This window comes from Singulisphaera chitinilytica (genome assembly GCF_049331405.1).
Classification (GTDB): Bacteria; Planctomycetota; Planctomycetia; order Isosphaerales; family Isosphaeraceae; genus PoT.
On record NZ_CP186274.1, the window covers coordinates 5,940,625 to 5,961,282 of the forward strand.

A 20,658-nucleotide genomic window follows, 5' to 3' on the forward strand; every position below is an offset into this window, starting at 1 on the left:
CGGTTTGCAGTTTATCCGGCATCAGTCTTGCTTGGGTGGAAGGGGGTGCTTTCAGGGGCGACGGCCTGGTTGGGCCCTGGAAAGCAAGACGTTCGCTCGCCCCTGCGGTCGGCCACTTTCCGACGGGGGCTTTCCGATCGTCCACCGCTCCAGCATGATGGCTTCCCCCCCCTTCCCGGAATAAATCTCCACTGCGGCCCGAGCGGGATGGTTGTTTTCATGGCAACTTCTCAGGCGTTCCCCGCAGGCAAGCCGAACGGTCGGCGCCTGCTCCCCTGCCTCGGATCCGGACGAGACTCCGGCTTGTGCCATATTCGGCGAGGTGGCATCAGCCGGGGTGTACTCGTCGTGGCCGGCGCCTGTTTGCTGGTGTTGGCAGCCGGGGGTTGCCATCGCAAGCCGCCCATGGCGGCCCCGGCCGAGCTGCCGGTGAGCCCGGTGAGCCAGCCCGTCCGGCGTGAGGTGACGGATCACGTCGACTTCACGGGGCGGACCGAGGCGATCCAGTCGGTCGATATCCGGCCCCGGGTCACCGGGTATCTCGTGAAGATCCCGTTCAAGGAGGGGGCGTCGGTCAAGGCGGGGGACCTGCTTTTCGAGATCGACCCCCGGCCCTATCAGGCCCAGCTCGACTCGGCGCAGGGGCAGGTCAGCCTTTACGAGGCCCAGCTCAAGCTCGCGAAGATCACGCTCGCCCGTGACCTCGCGCTGAATAGCAGGGTGCCGAACTCGGTGAGCCAGCAGGAGCTCGATCAGGTCCGCGCGACGGTCGAGGAGGCCGAGTCCCGCGTGAAGGCCTCTCAGAAAAACATGGAGGTGTATCAGCTCAATCATGAGTTCACGAAAGTTACCTCCCCCATCGACGGCCAGGTCAGCCGCTATTATTTGACCCTGGGCAACCTCGTCAACCAGGACCAGACCCTGCTGACGACGGTCGTCTCGCTCGACCCCCTCTACGTCTACTTCGAGATTGACGAGCCGACCCTGCTGAGGATCCGCAAGGCGGTCAACGAGGGGAGGGTCAAGCGGCATCCGCAAGGGACCGAGATCCCCGTCATGATGGGGCTGCAGGGGGAGGAAGGGTATCCCCATCAGGGAACAATTAATTTCGTGAACAACCAGGTGGATCCCACGACGGGGAGCATCCTGGCCCGCGGTGTCTTCGCGAACCCCGAGCCCCCGGGCGGGATCCGGGTCCTCTCGCCGGGGATGTTCGTGCGGATCCGGCTGCCGATCGGATTACCGCACTCCTCGCTCCTGGTGATCGACCGCGCGATCGGGTCGGACCAGGGGTTGAAGTATGTTTATGTGCTCGATGACAAGGACAAGGTCCAGTATCGGCGGGTGAAGACCAGGGCCTTGCAGCCCGACGGCCTCCGCGTGGTGGAAGACGGGCTGAAGCCCGACGACTGGGTCATCGTCGGCGGCCTGCCCCAGCTCCATCCCCGGATGCAGGTCCGGCCCGAGAAGATCCCCATGCCGGTCCTCGGCCAGCCCGAGGGGGATGAGGCTTCCGACTCCGAGACCCCGCAGGAGAAGGGGGCCGACACCAAGGCCCAGCCGAAGGGAGCCGACGCGAGGGACCAGGCCAAGGCCTCCGAGACGAAGGCCCAAGCGAAGGACGCCGAAGGGCGTCGCCCATGATCGCGCCGTTCTTCATTAACCGCCCGATCTTCGCGGCGGTCCTCTCAATCGTGATCACGCTGATCGGCGGGATTGCGCTCTACTCGCTGCCGATCGCGCAGTACCCGCGTATCACGCCCCCCGGCGTGCAGGTGTCGATCGCCTACCCGGGGGCCAGCGCGCCCGTGGTGGCCGACACGGTGGCGGCCCCGATCGAGCAGCAGGTCAACGGCGTCGAGGGCATGCTCTACATGTCCTCGCAGATGGGCAACGACGGCTCGTACACCCTGACCGTCACCTTCGACCTCGACACCGACCTGAACACGGCGCTCGTGATGGTGCAGAACCGCGTGGCGTTGGCCATGCCCCAACTGCCGACCGCCGTGCAGAATCAGGGGATCACGATCCGGAAGAAGACCCCCGACATCCTCATGATCGTCAACTTCTTCTCGCCCGACGATCGCTACGACGACATCTACCTGAGCAACTTCGCCACCATCAACATCCGCGACGAACTCTTGCGCGTGCAGGGGGTCTCCGACGTCAACTATCTCGGCCAGCGCGACTACAGCATCCGCGCCTGGCTCGACCCCCAGGAACTCGCCTCGCGCGACATGACGGCCATGGACGTGGCCAACGCCATCCGGACCCAGAACCTCGACGCCCCCGCGGGCCAGCTCGGCCAGGCGCCCATCTCGCAAGATCAGGCGTTCCAGCTTCCGATCGACACCCTCGGGCGGCTCACCGACCCCGAGCAGTTCGGCGAGATCGTCGTCAAGGTCGGCAAGGCCCACGGCTCGACCCGCAACGAGGGGCTGCTCGGGTTCTCGTCCTCGGGGGGCTCGAGCTCGAAGGACTCGAGCACCAACGCCCCGCTCCAGGGGAGCCAATCCACGAGCGCCGACCCGACCACCCCCGCGGGCGCGACGACCGGCACGTCGACGACGAGCGGCGGTGCCGGCGGGTCTTCGGGCAGCACCAGCACCGCTTCGAGCTTTCCCGGCGGGATGAGCAGCGACCCGTCGAGCAGCCAGACGCCCGTCTCGAACAGCCTGATGACGACGTCGAACAGCGTGATCTCCGGGTTCGAGCGGCTCCCGGGCTCCACGTTCGGCAAGGGGGTGACGGGCGGGATCGTCGGCGGGGGCAGCTCGACCGGGGGCGGCAGCACCTCCGGCGGCGGGAGTTCCGCGGGCGGAGGCGCATCGAGTGGCGGCGGGAACGCAACCGGGGGCCTGATGAGCGGCCTCATGATCAATCAGAGCCAGGGCAGCAAGTCGTCGAGCGCGAACCAGGGGGTCGGTAGCGAGTCATTGGCGCTCCCCCCGACCCCGCCGGCTCCCAGCATCGTCCGCCTCCGCCACGTCGCCCGCGTGGAACTCGGGGCGCAGAACTACAACCAGGCCTGCACCTTCGACGGCCATCCGTCCGTTGGCCTGTCCGTCTACCAACTCCCGGGGACGAACGCCCTCGACGTCGCGGATCGCGTGCGGGCGAAGATGCAGGAGCTGAAGTCGCGGTTCCCGGACGGTATCGAATATGACATCGCTTATGATACGACCCCGTTCATCCGCGAGTCGGTGAGCGACGTCGTGCGGACCTTGCTCGAGGCCGTGGTGCTCGTCGGCATCGTCGTCCTGGTCTTTCTCCAGAACTGGCGGGCCGCGCTCATCCCGCTCGTGGCCGTGCCGGTCGCGATCGTGGGGACGTTCGCCGTCATGGCGCTCCTCGGGTTCAGCCTCAACAACATCTCGCTGTTCGGCCTGGTGCTGGCGATCGGGATCGTGGTAGACGACGCCATCGTCGTGGTCGAGAACGTGGAACGCTTCCTCGAGCATGGCCTCGACCCGCACGAGGCCACGCGCAAGGCCATGGAGGAGGTGACGGGCCCGATCATCGCGGTGGCGTTGGTGCTCTGCGCGGTGTTCGTGCCTTGCGCGTTCATCAGCGGGATCACCGGGCAGTTCTTCCGGCAGTTCGCCGTGACCATCGCCGTCTCGACGGTCTTCTCCGCCTTCAACTCCTTGACGCTCAGCCCGGCCCTGGCCGCGATCCTGCTGAAGCGCCGTGGGGGAAAGCGTGACCCTCTGACCTGGCTGTTGGACATGGTGCTCGGCATCGTCTTCCGGCTCTTCAACAAGGGCTTCGAGGCCGGCACGGCCGCTTATGCCTGGATGATCGGGAGGCTTTTGCGCCTGAGCTTCCTCGTCCTGATCGGCTACGGCGGCCTGCTCGTGCTGACGTACTTCGTCTTCACCAAGGCCCCCATCGGCTTCGTGCCGCAGCAGGATCAGGGGCGCCTGATCGTCAACGTGCAGGTGCCAGACTCGTCGTCGCTCCAGCGCACTCAAGCCGCACTCGCGGCGGTGGACAAGATCGCCCGCAAGACTCCCGGGGTGGCCCACACGGTCGTCATCGCGGGGCTCTCGTTCCTGCAGTCGGCGACGAGCTCCAACTTCGGATCCATGTTCATCGTCCTGGAGCCGTTCGAGAAGCGGCGCGGGGCCGACCGGAGCGCCGACGCGATCATGGCGAAGCTCCGCAAGGCGTATACGAAGGAGGTTCGCGACGCCCAGGTCACGGTCTTCGGCGCGCCTCCGATCCCCGGCCTGAGCGTCGCCGGCGGATTCAAGCTCATGGTCGAGGACCGCGGCGGTCTCGGGCTCACGAACCTCCAGCGCCAGGCGGACGCCCTGACGCGGAGCCTCCAGCGCCAGCAAGGGTTCTCGGGCGTCTCGATGCAGTTCCGCTCGAACACGCCGCAGCTCTTCTTCGACATCGACCGGTCCAAGGCCGAGAGCCTGGGGGTCTCGTTCACCGACGTGAACCAGACGCTCTCGATGTACCTGGGCTCGCTTTACGTCAACAGTTTCAACGAGTTCGGCCGGCACTGGCAGGTGACCGTGCAGGCCGAGGGGCGGTTCCGCAACGAGGTCGAGGATATCAACCTGCTCCAGATCCGCAACAAGTGGGGCCGGATGGTCCCGCTGGGGACGCTGGTAACGCCCAAGGAGATCGGCGGGCCCGTCTTCGTCACGCGCTACAACCTCGCCGCGACGGCCGCCATCAACGGGAACCTCGGGTCGGGGGTCAGCACGGGGCAGGCCATCGAGACGATCGACCGCCTCTCCGCCAAGACCCTGCCCCTCTCGATGAAGACCGAGTGGACCGAGTTGATGTTCATGCAGATCCGCGCGGGCAACACGGCGATGTACGTGTTCGGCCTGGCCGTCGTCTGCGTATTCCTCGCCCTCTCGGCGCTCTACGAGAGCTGGTCGTTGCCGATGGCGGTCATCCTGGTGGTGCCGCTCTGCCTGCTCTGCTCGGTGGCCGGCGTCTTGTATACGGATCGAGACGTGAATATTTTCGTGCAGATCGGGCTGGTGGTGCTGGTCGGGCTCGCCTGCAAGAACTCGATCCTGATCGTCGAGTTCGCCAGGCAGTTGCACGAGGAGGGGAAGCCGGTCTTCGAAGCGACGCAGGAGGCCTGCCGGCTCCGGCTGCGGCCGATCCTGATGACCTCGTTCGCGTTCATCTTCGGGGTCTTCCCGCTGGTCGTGGCCGTCGGTGCGGGGGCCGAGATGCGGCGGTCGCTGGGGGTCGCGGTGTTCAGCGGGATGCTCGGCGTCACGCTCTTCGGGATCTTCCTCACGCCGGTCTTCTTCTTCGTGATCCAGGGGGTCGGCGAGACGAAGCTCTTCTCGGCCGCGAGGACGCGATGGCTGGGCTCGATCCTGCTGGGGACCTCCCTCGGGCTCGTGGTCGGCTACCTGTTCGGGAGGCTCGGGGTGGTGAGGCCGGCCTGGGGCCTCGGCATCGGCGCCTGCGTGGGCCTGCTGGTCGGGCTGGCCTTGCAGGGGCTCCACGGCAAGATCTGGCCCAGGTCGCCGGCGAAGCATGAGCGCCAAGGAGTGGAGACGAGCCCCCCTGCCCAACCGATTGCCGGACCATCCGGCGGAGATCCGCACCCGTGATTTCACGATTCTTCATCGATCGTCCGATCTTCGCCGTGGTCCTCTCCATCGTCTTCGTGCTGGCGGGGGGGGTCGCCGTCTTCACCCTGCCGGTGGCGCAGTACCCCGACGTCACGCCGCCGACCGTGCAGGTCACCGCGCTCTATCCGGGGGCCAATGCGCTCACCGTCAGGGACACGGTCGCGGCCCCGATCGAGGAGCAGGTCAGCGGCGTCGAGGGCATGACGTACATGTCCTCGCAATGCACGAACGACGGGGCCTACACGCTCACCGTGACCTTCCGGCTCGGCATGGACACGGACATGGCCCAGGTCCTGGTGCAGAACCGCGTCTCGCTGGCGCTCCCGGTCATCCCCCCGCTCGTCCAGAACGAGGGGATCAGCGTCAAGAAGATGACCCCGAACACGCTGATGATCGTCAACCTCATCTCCCCCGACGAGCGTTACGACAGCACCTTCTTGAGTAATTACGCGACGATCTACCTCAAGGACGAGCTGGGGCGGCTCGACGGCATCGCCAACATCACGTACCTCGGCCAGCGCGACTACAGCCTGCGGGCCTGGCTCGACCCCGACAAGCTCGCGGCCCTGAACCTGAGCGCGACGGACGTCGTCAACGCCATCACCCAGCAGAACATCCAGGTCGCCGCCGGGCAGATCGGCCAGCAGCCGGTCCCCAGTGGGCAGCAGTTCCAGCTCACCATCAACACCCTCGGGCGGCTCACCGACCCCGAGCAGTTCGGCGAGATCATCCTCAAGGCGGGCCAACGCTCGACGCAGACGTCTCAATCGTCGCAGGGCAGTTCCTCGGGAGGGCAGTCGGGCTCGACCCAGCCGGCGCAAGGGGGTTCGTCCAACGACCAGTACACCACGATCCCGGACGTGCCCGGCATCGTCCGCCTGCGTGACGTGGCTCGCGTTGAGCTGGGCTCCCGGCAGTACGAGCAGTCTTGCACCTTGAACGGCAAGCCTTCGGTGGCAATGTCCATCTTCCAGCTCCCCGGCTCGAACGCGCTCAGCACGGCGAGCGGGGTCTACGCCAAGATGGAGGAGCTCAAGTCACGCTTCCCGGAAGGGCTCGACTACAAGATCGTCTACGACACCACGCCCTTCATCAACGAGTCGGTCAATGAGGTCTTCAAGACCTTACGCGATGCGGTGATCCTCGTCGGCATCGTCGTGCTCCTGTTCCTCCAGGACTGGAAGGCGATGATCCTGCCGATGATCGACGTGCCGGTCTCGCTGATCGGCACCTTCGCGGTCATGGCGGCGCTCGGGTTCAGCCTGAATAACCTGACGCTGTTCGGCCTGGTGCTGGCGATCGGGATCGTGGTCGATGACGCCATCGTCGTCCTAGAGAACATCGAACGTCTGATCGCGACGGGCCTGGATGCGAGGACCGCGACGATCAAGGCGATGGAGGAGATCACCGGGCCCGTCCTGGCGATCACGCTGGTGCTCAGCTCGGTCTTCATCCCCTGCTGCTTCCTGGGGGGGATCTCGGGGCAGTTCTTCCGGCAGTTCGCCGTGACGATCGCCGCGTCGACGATCATCTCGGCCGTCAATGCGTTGACGATGACCCCTTCCCGCGCGGTGATGATCTTCAAGACCGAGCAAGGGGGCGAGGGGCACGTCCACAAGCGCGAGGCCCTGCCCTGGTGGTTCTTCGGCCTGCTGGGGGGCATCCTCACCGCCTGGCTGGGGCAGGACCTGCTCATCGGCCACGGCAAGACGTCAGTGGGCCTGGGGCGGGTGGTTGCGGGCTGGCCTCCGTGGGCGGTGACGGCCGCCCTGACGGTGCCAGGAATCCTGATCGGCGGGCTCGTCGGCTGGTTCATCATCGGGCCGGTGAACGCTGGGCTCGGCTGGCTCTTCCAGGGGTTCAACCGCCTCTTCGATCGCGTGACAGCCTTCTACGGCGCGACGATGGCCAGGGTCCTGCGCCTGAGCGTGATCGTGCTGATCGCCTACGGCGGGTTGCTCGGCCTGACGTACTACGTCTTCGACAGCGCCCCGACGGGCTTCGTGCCGCAGCAGGACAAGGGGTACTTGCTGCTCAACGTCCAGCTCCCCGACTCCGCGTCGGTCGAGCGGACCCAGAAGGCGATGGCCCATATCGAGGAGCTGGCCCACAAGATCCCCGGGGTCGAGCACACGGTCGGCGTCTCGGGGCAGTCGCTCATCCTGAACGCCAACGCGCCGAACCTCGGCTCGATGTACGTCCTGCTCCAGGAGTTCTCGCAGCGTCGAGGTAAGACGCTCTCCGCCGACGCCATCGCCGCGGAGTTGCAGGCGCGCTGTCAGAAGGAGGTCCGCGGGGCCATCGTCTCGGCCTTCGGCGCACCGCCGATCGACGGCCTGGGGACGACGGGCGGCTTCAAGCTCATCATCGAGGATCGCGGGAACCTCGGCCTGGGAGACCTCCAGCGCCTCAGCGACCAGATCGTCGCCCGGGGCAACAAGTCGTCGGGGCTCCAGGGGCTCTTCAACAGCTCGCGAGCCAACACCCCCTGGCTCTACCTCGACATCGACCGCACGAAGGCCAACGCCCTCGGGGTCTCGGTCAGCGAGCTCTTCAACACGCTCCAGGTTTACCTGGGGTCGTACTATGTGAATAACTTCAATGAATTCGGGCGCACCTGGCAGGTGAACGTCCAGGCCGATCCCAAGTTCCGGGGCCAGGTCCCGAACATCCGGCAGCTCCAGGTCCGCAACGACCAGGGGCGGATGATGCGGCTCGCGACCCTGATGGACATACGCGGGGCGAGCGGGCCGGTGATGGTCTTGCGCTATAATATGTACACGGCCGCCGCCATCACGGGCAACGCGGCGCCGGGGACGAGCTCCGGCCAGGCGATGTCCCTCATGCAGGAGATCGCCAGGGAGCAGTTGCCGAACTCGATGGCGTACGACTGGACCGAGCTCGCCTACATGCAACTCCAGGCGGGGAGCACGGCGATCGGGGTCTTCGGGCTGGCGGTCGTGTTCGTCTTCCTGGTCCTGGCCGCGCAGTATGAGAGCTGGAAGCTGCCGATGGCCGTCATCCTGGTCGTGCCGATGTGCCTGCTCTGCTCGGTCGTCGGCGTCGAGCTGGCCGGCATGGACGTGACGCTGTTCACGCAGATCGGCTTCGTGGTGCTGGTCGGCCTGGCGAGCAAGAACGCCATCCTGATCGTCGAGTTCGCCAAGCAGCAGCAGGAGGCCGGCGCCTCGCCGCGCGAGGCCGTCCTCGAGGCCGCGCGTCTCCGGCTGCGGCCGATCCTGATGACCTCGTTCGCGTTCATCTTCGGCGTCCTCCCCCTGGTCATCGCCGAGGGGGCCGGCTCCGAGATGCGTCAGTCGCTGGGGACGGCCGTCTTCAGCGGGATGCTGGGCGTCACCCTCTTCGGCATCATCCTGACCCCGGTCTTCTACGACGTGATCCAGGGCTTTGGCTACAAGAAGGCCAAGGAGTCGAAACCCGCTGAGCCCGAGGCCCAACCCGCGGAACCGGACGCGAAGAGCCCGCCGGCGCACTAGCAAGGCGTGCTGATCTTGCCGGTCTCGGCATCGCGAGCCCATCGAAAAGAAAGACTCCTGGCGAACCGTCCGCAATCGCGGTCAGAGTTCGGCAGGAGTCTTGATCGTCGCAGGGGATGGCGTGGGCCTGGCGAAGGATCGTCCGTGACGATCTCAAGGCGAGAGGGCGTTCATCCTGCAGGCAGCTCGGGGACGAATGCGTGAGACGAGGGCCTGACCCCGGACGACACCCAATGGATCACAACGCCGGAGAATTGCCGGAGCGACGACGCCTGAGCCCCAGCAGGGCACCCGTCAGGCCAATCCCGAGCAGGGCGAACGAGGTCGGCTCGGGAACGAGGGCCGCGGCGGCGGGGACCTTGTTGCTCTGGCCGTTCGCCAGGCCCCTGAAACGGACCAGGAAGCCGGGGTCGGACGAGGTGCCGATGAGGGCGGTCTTGAACATGTCTTCGGTCAGGCCCGTACCGGAGAAGTCGTAGGTGAACGTCGCGGAGTTGGTCCCCGCGGCCGACCACGCGATGCCATCATTGGGGCTGCCGCCCCCGGTCCAACTTCCACCCAGGGCGGCACCCAGATCCTGGCTCGGGAAGGGCTGGGTCGAGACCGGCGCCGTGAGGAGCGAGAAGTCGCTGTTCGTCGTCTGGTAAGAACCCGACACATACGTCGCGCCGGTCGGGGTGCTGAACGCGAAGCCCGTGATGTATCCGCCGACCGCGCTCGAGGTCGTGGTGTTGACCAGTTTGATCGTCAACTCATAGTTCCCATTGGTCAACGAACTGAGCGAGACGTCCGCCGAAAAGGTCGTGTTGTTAGGTTCCGTCGCTCCCGACAGATCGCTGACGAGCCTGATGTCTGCATTCGCCTGGCCCGCCAGGACGCACGCGAGGGCCATGGAATAGGCGAAGGATTTAATTAGGAAGCGTGGGGATAGGTGCGTGGCCCGTGACTTCATCGCTCAAACCTCTTGGAATTGATGGTGTCGGTGCGCGCACAACGACTTGACGTCACCCATCACCGGGGACGCTCTCGAATCGTGTGTCGGAACATCCCGACGAATGAGGCGGGCTGGTTGAAAACTCGGCGCCCGGCTCATCGCGCTATCCAAGAGACTCCGGACGATTCATATGACAGAATTCATCCGAGGCACATCTTGAGTCCATGGGCTGTGACTTCACCTCAATTACAGTGCATCGTCAACGTTGTGTCTAAGTTTGTTTCAAAAAAACAACGACTCTCGGGCCATGCCTCGCACTTCTGCGATGCCTCCCTCCTCAACCCCGGCCATCTTCATTGACCTCCGTCCAACGAAAGCCCTGGGCGTAACGCCAGGAACCCAGGACTCGCATGGGTGAGTCCTGGGTTCCTGGTTTGAATCGACCTGTTCGCGACGACCTCGGGGAGTCGCGTTCGCTCACTTGCCCTTATAAGACTCGTCGTTGTAGTGCTTGAGCCAGGGCTTGGCGACCGGGTTGTTATAGCCGGTGCTGGGGTCTCGGTAGGCTCCGGCGGTCTTCTCGGTGTCGGCTTCTTCCTTGTCCCGGAAGTCGAGGAACGAGAAGAGTCGCTTGATCCGCGAGGGCTTGCGGGGCGGCGTGGGCGGGCTGGACGACGTCCAGTACTGGCTGCCGGGCCCGCTCGGAGGCGTCGGCATCGCGCCGGCGCCGACCCCGGGGTGCTGGTTGTGGACAGGGGCATAGCCGGGGTCATTGCTCGGCGCACCCATGCCGACGTTGGCCACCGCGGGGGGCGCCACGGCCGGGATGGCCGGCATGTTCAGGCTGGCTCGGCTTGCACCCGTCATGGCCTGGCTGGGGGCCGCGGTCGCATAAGAAGCCGTGGCACCGTTGGGGCCGGCCTGGCCGGCGAACGAGGCCGGATACGTGCCCGAGGGGGCGTAAGTCGGCGTACCGTTCGCCGCAGACGGAGTATACGCGGCCGGCCTTGCGGCGGGGCTGGCCGTGTTCGGGTAGGCGTAATTGGTCCGGGGGATCGCCGTGGCCCCATTCGTCGTGGGGGCGAAGTCCCGGCGCGAGGCCAGAGGAGGGGCCGAGGATGTCGCCGGCAGCTCCGGCAGGTCGTCCATGCTGAGGGCCGTCGCGTCGGCGCCCCGGGCGGGGGCAGCCGCGGCCGAGGCCGGGCTCGACGTGGGGGCGAACAACTCGGGGGCCGATGCGGCCGGGCCCGCGCCGATCTGCGCGAAGGCCGACGGCGATCCCATCCCGAGCATCCCGCCCAGCGCCAGGGCACCCGCCATCGCGGCCGCCTTCGAGGTCGTATGCATCGGTCATCCTCCTTTGATTGCGGCAGAGCCGCCGTGTACACAGCGGCTCGCACCTCGCGGGCCGCGGTCGAGTCCCTGGCTGGGGACGTTCTATCCAAGTCGTGACCCGGCCCTTCCGAAATTGATCGGTTCGGAGCCAGTGTCGACCCGGGTCCGACCTCGCCCTCGTGACAAGGGCGATCGAACCGAAAGGTTCCTATTGGAAGTTTTGTCGGCGATGCGCCGGTTAGTTCTTAAGGGAGGATTGTGCGGATTGCGTGGTTTTGTCGAATTGTGTCGACTTGTGTGAGCCCGGGTCGCCGAAGTGGCGACCCGGGTCATGTCGGGTTTCGGGCGGGATGGGGCCTCAGTCGATCGCGACGGTCCGCAGCCGCAAAGCGTTGAGGATGACCGAGATCGAACTCATCGTCATGGCCGCACTCGCGATCATCGGGCTGAGGAGCAGGCCGAGGACGGGATACAGCAGGCCGGCGGCGATCGGGATGCCCAGGGTGTTGTAGAGGAAGGCGAAGAGCAGGTTCTGGCGGATGTTCCGCATCGTCGCCCGGCTCAGGCCTCGGGCTCGCACGAGGCCCCCCAGGTCCCCTTTCACCAGGGTGATCCCCGCGCTCTCGAGGGCTACGTCCGTCCCGGTCCCCATCGCGATCCCCACCTGGGCCTGCGCCAGGGCGGGGGCGTCGTTGATGCCGTCGCCGGCCATCGCCACGACCCGCCCCTCGGCTTGCAATGCCTTGATCGCGTCCCCCTTCTGTTCGGGGAGGACCTCCGCGCGGATGTCGTCGATCCCGAGGCTGCGGGCGACCGCCCGGGCCGTGCTCAGGCTATCGCCCGTGAGCATGACGACGCGAAGGCCCTCGCCCTTGAGCTTCCGGACCGCGTCGGCGGCCGATGCCTTGATCGGGTCGGCGATGCCGAGCAGGCCCGCCACGCGCTTCCCCTCGGCGATGAAGACGACCGTCTGCCCCTCCCGGCGCAACCCCTCAGCCCGGTCGACGAGGATGCCGGCGTCGATGCCCAATTCGTCGAGCAGGGCGAGGTTGCCGATGGCGACTTCACGTCCCCCGACGCTCCCGCGGATCCCCTTGCCGATCGTCGCGTGGAAGCCCTCGGCCTGATCAGGCTTGATCTCTCTCGCCCTGGCTTCGGCCAGGATCGCGGAGGCCAGCGGATGCTCGCTCCCCTGCTCCAGGCTCGCGGCCAGGTGGAGGAGCGTCGCCTCGTCATACCCCGGGGCGGCCACGACGGCGACGAGCCTGGGCTTCCCTTCGGTGAGCGTGCCGGTCTTGTCGACGACCAGGGTATCGACGCGTTCGAAGGTCTCGAGGGCCTCGGCGTTCTTGATCAGGATGCCCGACGAGGCGCCCCGGCCCGTGCCGACGACGATCGACATCGGCGTGGCCAGCCCGAGGGCGCACGGGCAGGCGATGATCAGGACGGAGATGGCATTCATCAGGGCGGACGCCAGCCTCGGCTCGGGGCCGAAGGCCATCCAGCCCGCGAAGGTGAGGACGGCGACGACCAGCACCGCCGGCACGAAATAGCCGGAGACCCTGTCGGCCAGGCGCTGGATGGGGGCCCTGGTGCGCTGGGCCTCGCCGACCATGCGAACGATCTGGGCGAGCAAGGTCTCGGAGCCGACGCGCTCGGCCCGCATCACGACGCTCCCCCGGCCGTTGACCGTCCCGCCGACGAGCCGGCTCCCCTTCTCTTTTTCCACAGGAATCGGCTCGCCGGTGACCATCGACTCATCCACGGCCGTCGTTCCGTCGAGGACCACACCGTCGACCGGGACCTTCTCGCCCGGCCGGATCCGCAGGCGGTCGCCGACCTGGACCTGATCCAGGGCGACGTCCCCCTCGCTCCCATCGTCCTCGATCCGCCTCGCTGTCTTGGGGGCCAGGCCCAGCAGGGCCTTGATCGCCCCGCTGGTCTGTCCACGGGCCCGGAGTTCGAGGACCTGTCCGAGCAGCACCAACGTCGTGATGACCGCCGAGGCCTCGAAGTAGACCGGCACGTCGCCGTGGTGGCGGAACGACTCCGGGAAGATCCCCGGCATCGCGACCGCGACCAGGCTCTCGAGGAAGGCCGTCCCCGTGCCGATGGCGATCAGCGTGAACATGTTCAGATGCCCGCTGACGACCGACTGCCAGCCTCGGGCGAAGAACGGGAATCCTCCCCAGAGCACGACGGGGGCCGCCAGGGCCAGCTCGATCAGGAGCCGAGTTCGAACGGGGATCAGGCCCGCGAATGGCTTGCCGGGGATCATCTCCAGCATGGCCAGGAGGAAGAGGGGCACGGTCAGGATCGCGGAGACCCAGAACCGCCTTTGCATGTCGATCAATTCGGGGTTCACCGCGTCGTCGGCCGAGGCGACCATCGGCTCGAGCGCCATGCCGCAGATCGGGCAGGTGCCCGGGCCGTCGCGGACGATCTCCGGGTCCATCGGGCAGGTGTACTGGGTCGCCCCGGGGACCTCGTGCAGGGCCATCGACATGGGCTCGCGCGGGTCGCGGTTCAGGAACGAGGCCGGGTCGGCGTCGAATCTTCGCTTGCAGGAGGGGGAGCAGAAGTAATGGGTGTGGCCCTCGTGCTCGCTCCGCCCCGCCGCCCTGGCGGGGTCGACCGTCATGCCGCAGACCGGGTCGATCGGCAAGGGGTTCGAGGCAGTCGTTGCCGTCATCAAATTCGGCGAGAGCACGACCAGGCCGGGGAGCTTCGACGAGGGGCGAGGAGCCTCCTCGGGAACCCCCTCGGGGTATCCGGCGTCCGCCAGGGCCGCGGTGAGGTCCTGGCGCATGGCCGGCTCGTCATGCTCGACGACGACGGTCTTGGATGGGATGTCGACCTGGACGTCGCGGACCCCTTCGACCGAACTCAGGGCCTTCTTGATCGTCTCGGCGCAGCCGCCGCAGACGATGTTGGGAGCCTGGATCTTGGATTTCATGGCGGATCTCCCGTCTCGATCCTTATCTGCTATTTCAGGAATCGCGAGAGCACGGTCTGGATCTCGGCCAGCAACTCCTCCTGCGACATCGGGGCGGCCCGCTCGTGCTCCGAGCCGGAACCGTGGCCGACGACGCACGACTCGATGTGCCTCGATAGGACCTCGACCCCCAGCGCATCGAGCGCCGAACGCACCGCGGCGATCTGGTTGAGGATGTCGACGCAGTAGCGATCGCCCTCGACCATGCGCTGAATCCCGGCGACCTGCCCGACGATCCGATTGACCCTCGCACGGATCTTCTTGTTCGACGCCTCGTCCTTCATGGCAATAGCCTCGACTCGCGATCATACCCCGCCAGGGTATTGGGATCACGAGGGTATTATACCCAAGGGGGGTATGAGGTCAACCTGCTGCGATCAGGCTTGAGGGGCTTCGGCGGCGGGGTGAACCGTCGGGGCCGGCTCCTGAGGACGCACGGGGCGGCCGACCCATTCGTCGAAGCGGTCGAGCGTCCGCCGGGTGTAGGAGTAGGCGGCGAGGCCGGTCAGGATCATGACGGCGGAGCCGGAGATCAGCACGCCCGCGACCGCGTAATGGCCGAGGCTCGCGACCCGGGCGATCCAGCCTGGCGAGGCGAGCAAGGCCGCGAGGAGGGTCGCGTGCAGCAGGATGAAGAGCATCGTGGTCAGCGAGGCCCGAGACGCGGCGGCTCCGGGGGATCCGGGGCGGATTCCCAGGAAGAGCCCCAGTGCGACGGACCCCCAGGAGACGATCAGCAGGTCGAGCCCCGCGAAGATCGCGCCGATCGGCGAGATGACGCCGCAGGCGATCCCCAGGACCCAGAGGATCGGGACCGGCCAGGCCGCCTGCCAGATGCCGCTCGCCGCGACCCTCGCCTTGGACTCGAGGATGTCCCTCCCTTCCAGCGGCGTCGTCAGGAAGATGTCCCACGTCTTCTTGCTGCGCTCGAGGGCGATGCGGTCGACGATGGTGGAGATCAGGCCGGCCGTGGGGAAGAGGGCGAGCATGGCCGTCGCCCCCAGGATCATGTAATGGAATTGGTCACGCGCCGAGTTCGGGCCGTTGCCGCCGTAGCCGAACTGCCAGAGCTCCCGGAAGGCTGCCCCCCCGTAATAGATCGTCGCGACCACGAGCCCGATGGGGATGGCCAGCGTGAGCAAGTTCGCGAGCAACATGAGGAGGTTCATCAAAAGCGCACGGATGAGGATCACGAGGTAGCGCAGGCGAATCACGAGCAGGGAGGCACCCCCCTTTCGCATCGGGAGCTCGTACTCGCGCCAGTAGATCGGATCATCGCCGCAGGCGGGGCGATGGCCCCGCGTGGGATCGGTCCAGTTCGGGTTCCGCTCCCTCGTCTTCAGGTAGGTCGAGGCATAGACCAGCAAGACCAGGCCGCCCACGGCTTGCAGCCCGATCATCAAGGCCATCCTCGCTTCCAGGGGCATCGTCGGGCTCCCGGAGCGCCAGCCGTGGTCGAACGCGATCGTGAGCGGGCTCGAGGGGGATACGAGCTTGCAGAGCTCCTTCAGTTCGAGCAGGAGGTCGCCCCAGAAGGACCCGGAACTCGCGGGCAAGTAGGGGAGCACGGGAATGAACAGCCATCCGAAGATCCAGGCCGTCGCCTGCGCCTTTGCAGTCCCCTCCCGCTCGCGCTGCGCCGAGGCCGTGATGGAGAGCACGGCCATGAACGCCGAGGTCGAGAGGAGTCCCAGCAGGGCCGGGATCGCCAGGCGTTCAAGCCCCGCGATCGCCGCCGTCACCGCCAGGATCGGCAGCGCGGGGAGGATCATGTGCGTCACGGGGAGCCAGCACGCCAACGCCTTGGTCAGCACGATCTCGATCGGCGTCAGTCGCGTGAGGAGGAGCTGGGAGAGCGTGTCCTGCTCCCGCTCCCTGGCGATGGCGTCGCCCACGAGGTTCGGGGTGAAGAACGCGAGCAGGATGACCTGGCTCCCGTACGTCACGGCGAGCGCGACGAGGCCGAAGAGGCGGAGGCGGTACGCGTCGACCGGCTCTCCCGCGATCCAGCGGCCCCTGGTGAAGACGGCCAGGCCCGTCAGCACCGCGACCGCGCCGAAGGTCAACGCGAGCGACGTGCGGAACACGAAGGGCTTCCGCCTTCGAGTCGCCATCCGCCACTCCCAACGAAACATCGGACCGGAGAACATGAGCGGGCCTCGGCGTCGTCGCGGAAGGAAGTGGGATGACCAGCAAGGGCAGGACCCGTGCGACTCGCAGAGTCTCGCCGATTCGAAAGCACGCCGCCAGGACGAGGACGCATTCGGGAGGCCATGACATCCGAGTTCATCAGAAAGTCTGCCAACCCATCATGTGGTCCGGCGAGAAATGCCATCCTGAATACCGATGATCGGTGGTCCCCGGCATTCTCCGGCAAGGTGGCCTTGCGGAATTCGGTTACCTCTGATACGACCCTCGCCTCGCCTTTGCAGGATGCTGTGATGTTGCACACGAGAACGGAGTGAGTGCGCATGCTTAATCTAGCTTTGCCTCTTTTGATAGGCGCGATGGCCTTCGGCGACGGCGGGTCTACGTCGTCAGACGCGGAGATCGAGCGGGATCACGAGCTCTTCGCGGGCTCCTGGAAGATCCAGTCGGTGATCGACAACGGCGAGGACCTCGGGACGAGGCTCGTCGCGCTCAAGCTGGCGAAAGGCGGGCAGCTCGACGTCAAGGGGCGGTCGATGTCGATCATCAGCCCCGAGACGGGCGAGACGCGGTCGGCGACGTTCCTCGTCGACCCGGGCAAGACCCCCCGGCAGATCGACGTGATCACGAAGAATGACCACATCATCCGCGGCATCTATCTCTTTCATGACGACGGCCTGACCCTCTGCCTCCAGACCCACAAGGACAAGGAGCGCCCGGCCGAATTCGCGGCCCCCGAGGGCTCGGGCCAGATGCTGGTCAAGCTCAAGCTGGCCGCCCAGCCGATCACGGTCGCCGCCGCCAAGGTGGCGAAGAAGGATCAGGACATCCTGCCGCTGGGCGATGAGCCGGTCCTCGAGAAGCCGGTGGTCCGCGATAACGGGCCGACGGAGGCCGAACTGCGTCGCGCCCACGAGATGCTGGCGGGCTCCTGGGACATCCTCGGCATCGTCGACGATGGCGAGTCTCTCGGCGCCGACCTCGTCCGGGCCAAGTTCGCCGAGAATGGTCGGATCCGCATCGGCACCCACACGATGAGCCTGATCTCGCCCAAGACCGACGAGAGGCGCGTCTCCGGGTTCCACATCGACCCCTCGAAGTCCCCCAGCGAGATCGACATCACCACCCACTTCGACGAGGTCCTGAAGGGGATCTACCGGTTCTCCGACGACCAGCTTTGGCTTTGTTTGGCGAAGCGGGGTGATGAGGACCGCCCCACCGACTTCGAGTCCAACAGCGGCTCCGGCCGCGTGCTCATGCGGCTCAAGATGGTGAAGCCGGCCGTCCCCGAGACGGTCCAGCCGGTCGAGCACAAGCCGAGCTTCGCCGAGCGCGTCCGCGAGCGCGACGAGCAGATCCGCAGCAAGCTCGTCGGCTCCTGGGTCTATTACGACACCAAGGGGCGGCTCACGATCGTCCTCCAGGCCGACGGCAACTTCGTCGCGACCCGGACGTGGTCCAAGGGGCTCAAGCGGCTCTTCGAAGGGGACACGACGACCTCGATGGGCCACTGGTCCTATCAGAACGGGATCCTCGACGCCCGCGTCTCGTCCACGCAAGACCCGAGGCTCCTGAACAGGCTCTACTCGATGTGGCTCCAGTCGGTCGGCGACGACACCCTCGTCATCAAGAACATCTTCGGCCAGCTCAAGACGGCCCAGCGACTCCGCTGAGCGGGTTGACTGCCGACCCGACGCACCGACGACCCGCCGGCCCCCGAAATCAGAGGGGGCCGGCGGGTCGCGTCATTGCCAGGTCGAAGATATCTCGAAGATATGTTCGATTGCGATTTTTACATGGATGTTGTCGTGCGGGTTGCACGCCTAATAATGGCCTAGAGATGGGCCGTCTCGAAGGCCGTCGGATCCGGGTCGAGCCGGATCGAGGCCGAGCGGGCGCGCCAGGCGAATATCAGGCGGATCCCGGCGACGACGAGCCCCAGAGAGAGGCCGATCCAGAGCCCGATGATCCCTACTCCGGCGTAGAAGGCGAGGACGTAGCCGAGCGGCAGGCCCATCAGCCAGTGGGCGACGAAGTTGGTGTACATCGCGGTGTGCGTGTCTCCCAGGCCCCGGAGCGCCCCGGTGATGACCCCCTGGAGACCGTCGAAGAGCTGGAAGCCGGCCGCGATCCGGAGGAGCATCACCCCGCGGTCGACGACGGCCGAATCCGGCGTGAAGGCGCCGAGGATCGTGCGGGGGATCAGCAGGAAGACGACCCCCGAGGCCGTCATGAAGATCGCGCCCAGCATGATCGCCGAGTCGCCGGCCCTGGCGGCCCGGTCGGGATGGCGGCGGCCGAGCGCCTGTCCCACCTGGACCGCGGCCGCCGACGAGAGCCCGAGCGGGATCATGAACGTCAGGCTCGCCATCTGGAGCGCGATCTGGTGCGCCGCGAGCGAGGCCGGGTCGAACCGCCCGGCCAGGGCCGTCGCCGTCGCGAAGACCCCCACCTCCAGCGACAGGTGTCCGGCCGCCGGCAGCCCCAGCACCACGAGACGCCTCAGGATCGCCGGGTCCGGCCTCGGGATCGTCCAGGATCTTTTTGGCAATTGTTGAACATCCTCTCGGAGGACGGCCACGACGAGCACGCCGGCCATGTAGATCCTGGCCAGGGTGGTGGCCCATCCCGAGCCGGGCACTCCCAAAGCTGGGAGTCCCCCATAACCGAAAATGAGAATCCAGTTGGCGAGGGCGTTGATGAGGTTGGCGCTGAGGAGGGCGAAGACGATGGGTCTAGTCCGGTTCACCGCCTGCAAATAGCGCCGGAATGCGGCATAAATCAGGAGCGGCCCCAGGCTCCAGGCGGTGGCCTCGATGTAGGGGACGGCGAGGCGGACGACCGCCGGCTGGACCCCGAAGGCGTGGAGGATCGGGCGGCTCGCGAACACGACCGCGGTCAGGGGGGGCGTCAGGGCGAGTGCGAGGTACACTCCCTGCCAGAGAGCCCGCCGGCAGTCCTCCCCCCGCCCCGCCCCAAATGCTTGCGAAACCAGGGTATCGAGCCCCAGGAGCATCCCCATCCCGAACACGGTTACGGCGAAGAAGAGGACACCGCCGATGGCCACGGCGCCGATGGCCTCGGCCCCGAGCCGGCCCACGATCATCGTATCGACGATTCCCATTCCCATCCATCCGACCTCGGCCAGCACGACCGGCCCGGCCAGGGCCAGGATCGGGCCGAGTTCGCGCCGCCAACGACCCCGCTCTACGACTCTCAAAACAGCTCCCCCTTGATTTTCGGGCCGGGGCAGGTCAACATCCCCACATGGCCTCGACGAGCCCCTCCTGTCGACGGCATCGATTTTGCTGCTTCTACGCAGGTCCGACAATCAGAACATCAGACTGACACCTTTTGATCTATTGACTTGACAGGCCGTCGGGGCCCCATCCGGGAGGCTCGGGTGGGCCCTTGTTGGCATGTGGGCCGAGCGGTTCCGGCCCGGCCAGGATCGCTGGAAGGGACATTCACGGTGCAGGTTTTTCCTTCGAGCACGAACACGTTAGCCCGTGTCAGCATCTTCGGGGCGATCTTCTTCGCCGCCGGGGTGCTCGGCGTGGTGTTTCTGATCTTCAGGTCGCCTTACGTGACCTCGGTCGATGTGGTGCGAGATCAGCCGATCCCGTTTAGCCACGAACACCACGTGACCGCGCTTGGGATCGATTGCCGCTACTGTCATACCTCGGTGGAGACCTCATCCTTCGCGGGGATTCCCGCGACCGAGACATGCATGTCGTGTCATTCCCAAATCTGGTTAGACAGTCCGATGCTCGAGCCGGTTCGGGTGAGCATGCGGAACAACGAGCCGATCCGCTGGACTCGGGTGCACGAGCTGCCCGACTACGCCTATTTCAACCACTCGATCCACGTCAACAAGGGCGTGGGCTGCGTGAGCTGTCACGGGCGGGTCGACGAGATGCCCCTGATGAAGAAGGCCGAGCCGATGACCATGGAGTGGTGCCTCTCCTGCCACCGTGCGCCCGAGAAACACCTCAGGCCGCGTGACCAAGTCTTCAACATGAGCTGGAAAGCGCCGGAGGGAGATCAGCTGGCGCTGGGACGGGAACTGGTCAAGAAGAACCATATCCCGGTCGATCGGCTCACTAACTGCTACGTGTGCCACCGATGACG

11 protein-coding genes are annotated in these 20,658 nt (G+C 66.4%); 5 read left to right on the forward strand and 6 right to left on the reverse strand.

What is annotated here, in order from left to right; all coding sequences use genetic code 11:
* Positions 1 to 219: 219 nt before the first annotated feature.
* Genes ACOYYX_RS23585 through ACOYYX_RS23595 form a run of 3 tightly spaced genes read left to right on the forward strand, consistent with a single transcriptional unit; the run spans position 220 to position 9,115 of the window.
* Complete coding sequence (locus tag ACOYYX_RS23585) at positions 220 to 1,644, forward strand: efflux RND transporter periplasmic adaptor subunit (protein WP_422924277.1); 1,425 nt, start codon at positions 220 to 222, stop codon at positions 1,642 to 1,644.
* Complete coding sequence (locus ACOYYX_RS23590) at positions 1,641 to 5,597, forward strand: efflux RND transporter permease subunit (RefSeq protein ID WP_422924279.1); 3,957 nt, start codon at positions 1,641 to 1,643, stop codon at positions 5,595 to 5,597. The genes ACOYYX_RS23585 and ACOYYX_RS23590 overlap by 4 nt, the downstream gene beginning before the upstream one ends.
* On the forward strand, positions 5,594 to 9,115 hold the full coding sequence (locus ACOYYX_RS23595; RefSeq protein ID WP_422924281.1) for an efflux RND transporter permease subunit: 3,522 nt from the start codon (positions 5,594 to 5,596) through the stop codon (positions 9,113 to 9,115). Before ACOYYX_RS23590 ends, ACOYYX_RS23595 begins: the two co-directional genes overlap by 4 nt.
* A 238-nt stretch (positions 9,116 to 9,353) precedes the next feature.
* On the opposite strand, the gene ACOYYX_RS23600 is transcribed toward ACOYYX_RS23595, so the two are convergent.
* The 5 genes from ACOYYX_RS23600 to ACOYYX_RS23620 all read right to left on the reverse strand — a co-directional run bounded on the left by ACOYYX_RS23600 (position 9,354) and on the right by ACOYYX_RS23620 (position 16,493).
* Positions 9,354 to 10,067 carry a PEP-CTERM sorting domain-containing protein gene (locus ACOYYX_RS23600; protein ID WP_422924283.1) on the reverse strand — a complete coding sequence of 238 codons (714 nt, stop codon included), beginning with the start codon at positions 10,065 to 10,067 and terminating at the stop codon, positions 9,354 to 9,356.
* Between the two features lie 459 nt (positions 10,068 to 10,526).
* On the reverse strand, positions 10,527 to 11,396 hold the full coding sequence (locus tag ACOYYX_RS23605; protein ID WP_422924285.1) for a hypothetical protein: 870 nt from the start codon (positions 11,394 to 11,396) through the stop codon (positions 10,527 to 10,529).
* Between the two features lie 346 nt (positions 11,397 to 11,742).
* The gene (locus ACOYYX_RS23610; RefSeq protein WP_422924287.1) at positions 11,743 to 14,340 is read right to left on the reverse strand and encodes a heavy metal translocating P-type ATPase; all 2,598 of its coding nucleotides are present in this window, start codon (positions 14,338 to 14,340) and stop codon (positions 11,743 to 11,745) included.
* A gap of 29 nt (positions 14,341 to 14,369) precedes the next feature.
* Positions 14,370 to 14,663 (reverse strand): metal-sensitive transcriptional regulator, encoded by a 294-nt coding sequence (locus tag ACOYYX_RS23615; protein WP_422924289.1) that lies wholly within the window; start codon positions 14,661 to 14,663, stop codon positions 14,370 to 14,372.
* A gap of 93 nt (positions 14,664 to 14,756) precedes the next feature.
* Positions 14,757 to 16,493, reverse strand: coding sequence for an ABC transporter permease (locus ACOYYX_RS23620; RefSeq protein WP_422924290.1), 1,737 nt, complete (start codon positions 16,491 to 16,493; stop codon positions 14,757 to 14,759).
* Between the two features lie 357 nt (positions 16,494 to 16,850).
* On the opposite strand from ACOYYX_RS23620, the gene ACOYYX_RS23625 reads away from it, so the two are divergent.
* Complete coding sequence (locus tag ACOYYX_RS23625) at positions 16,851 to 18,200, forward strand: TIGR03067 domain-containing protein (protein WP_422924292.1); 1,350 nt, start codon at positions 16,851 to 16,853, stop codon at positions 18,198 to 18,200.
* 161 nt (positions 18,201 to 18,361) lie between these two features.
* Here ACOYYX_RS23625 and ACOYYX_RS23630 read toward each other — a convergent pair whose 3' ends face one another.
* A complete protein-coding gene (locus ACOYYX_RS23630; RefSeq protein ID WP_422924294.1) occupies positions 18,362 to 19,747 on the reverse strand; it encodes an MATE family efflux transporter in 1,386 nt (461 codons plus the stop codon).
* Positions 19,748 to 19,999: 252 nt separating this feature from the next.
* Between ACOYYX_RS23630 and ACOYYX_RS23635 the strand changes: the two genes are divergently transcribed.
* Positions 20,000 to 20,656, forward strand: coding sequence for a cytochrome c3 family protein (locus ACOYYX_RS23635; protein ID WP_422924296.1), 657 nt, complete (start codon positions 20,000 to 20,002; stop codon positions 20,654 to 20,656).
* Positions 20,657 to 20,658 lie beyond the last annotated feature (2 nt).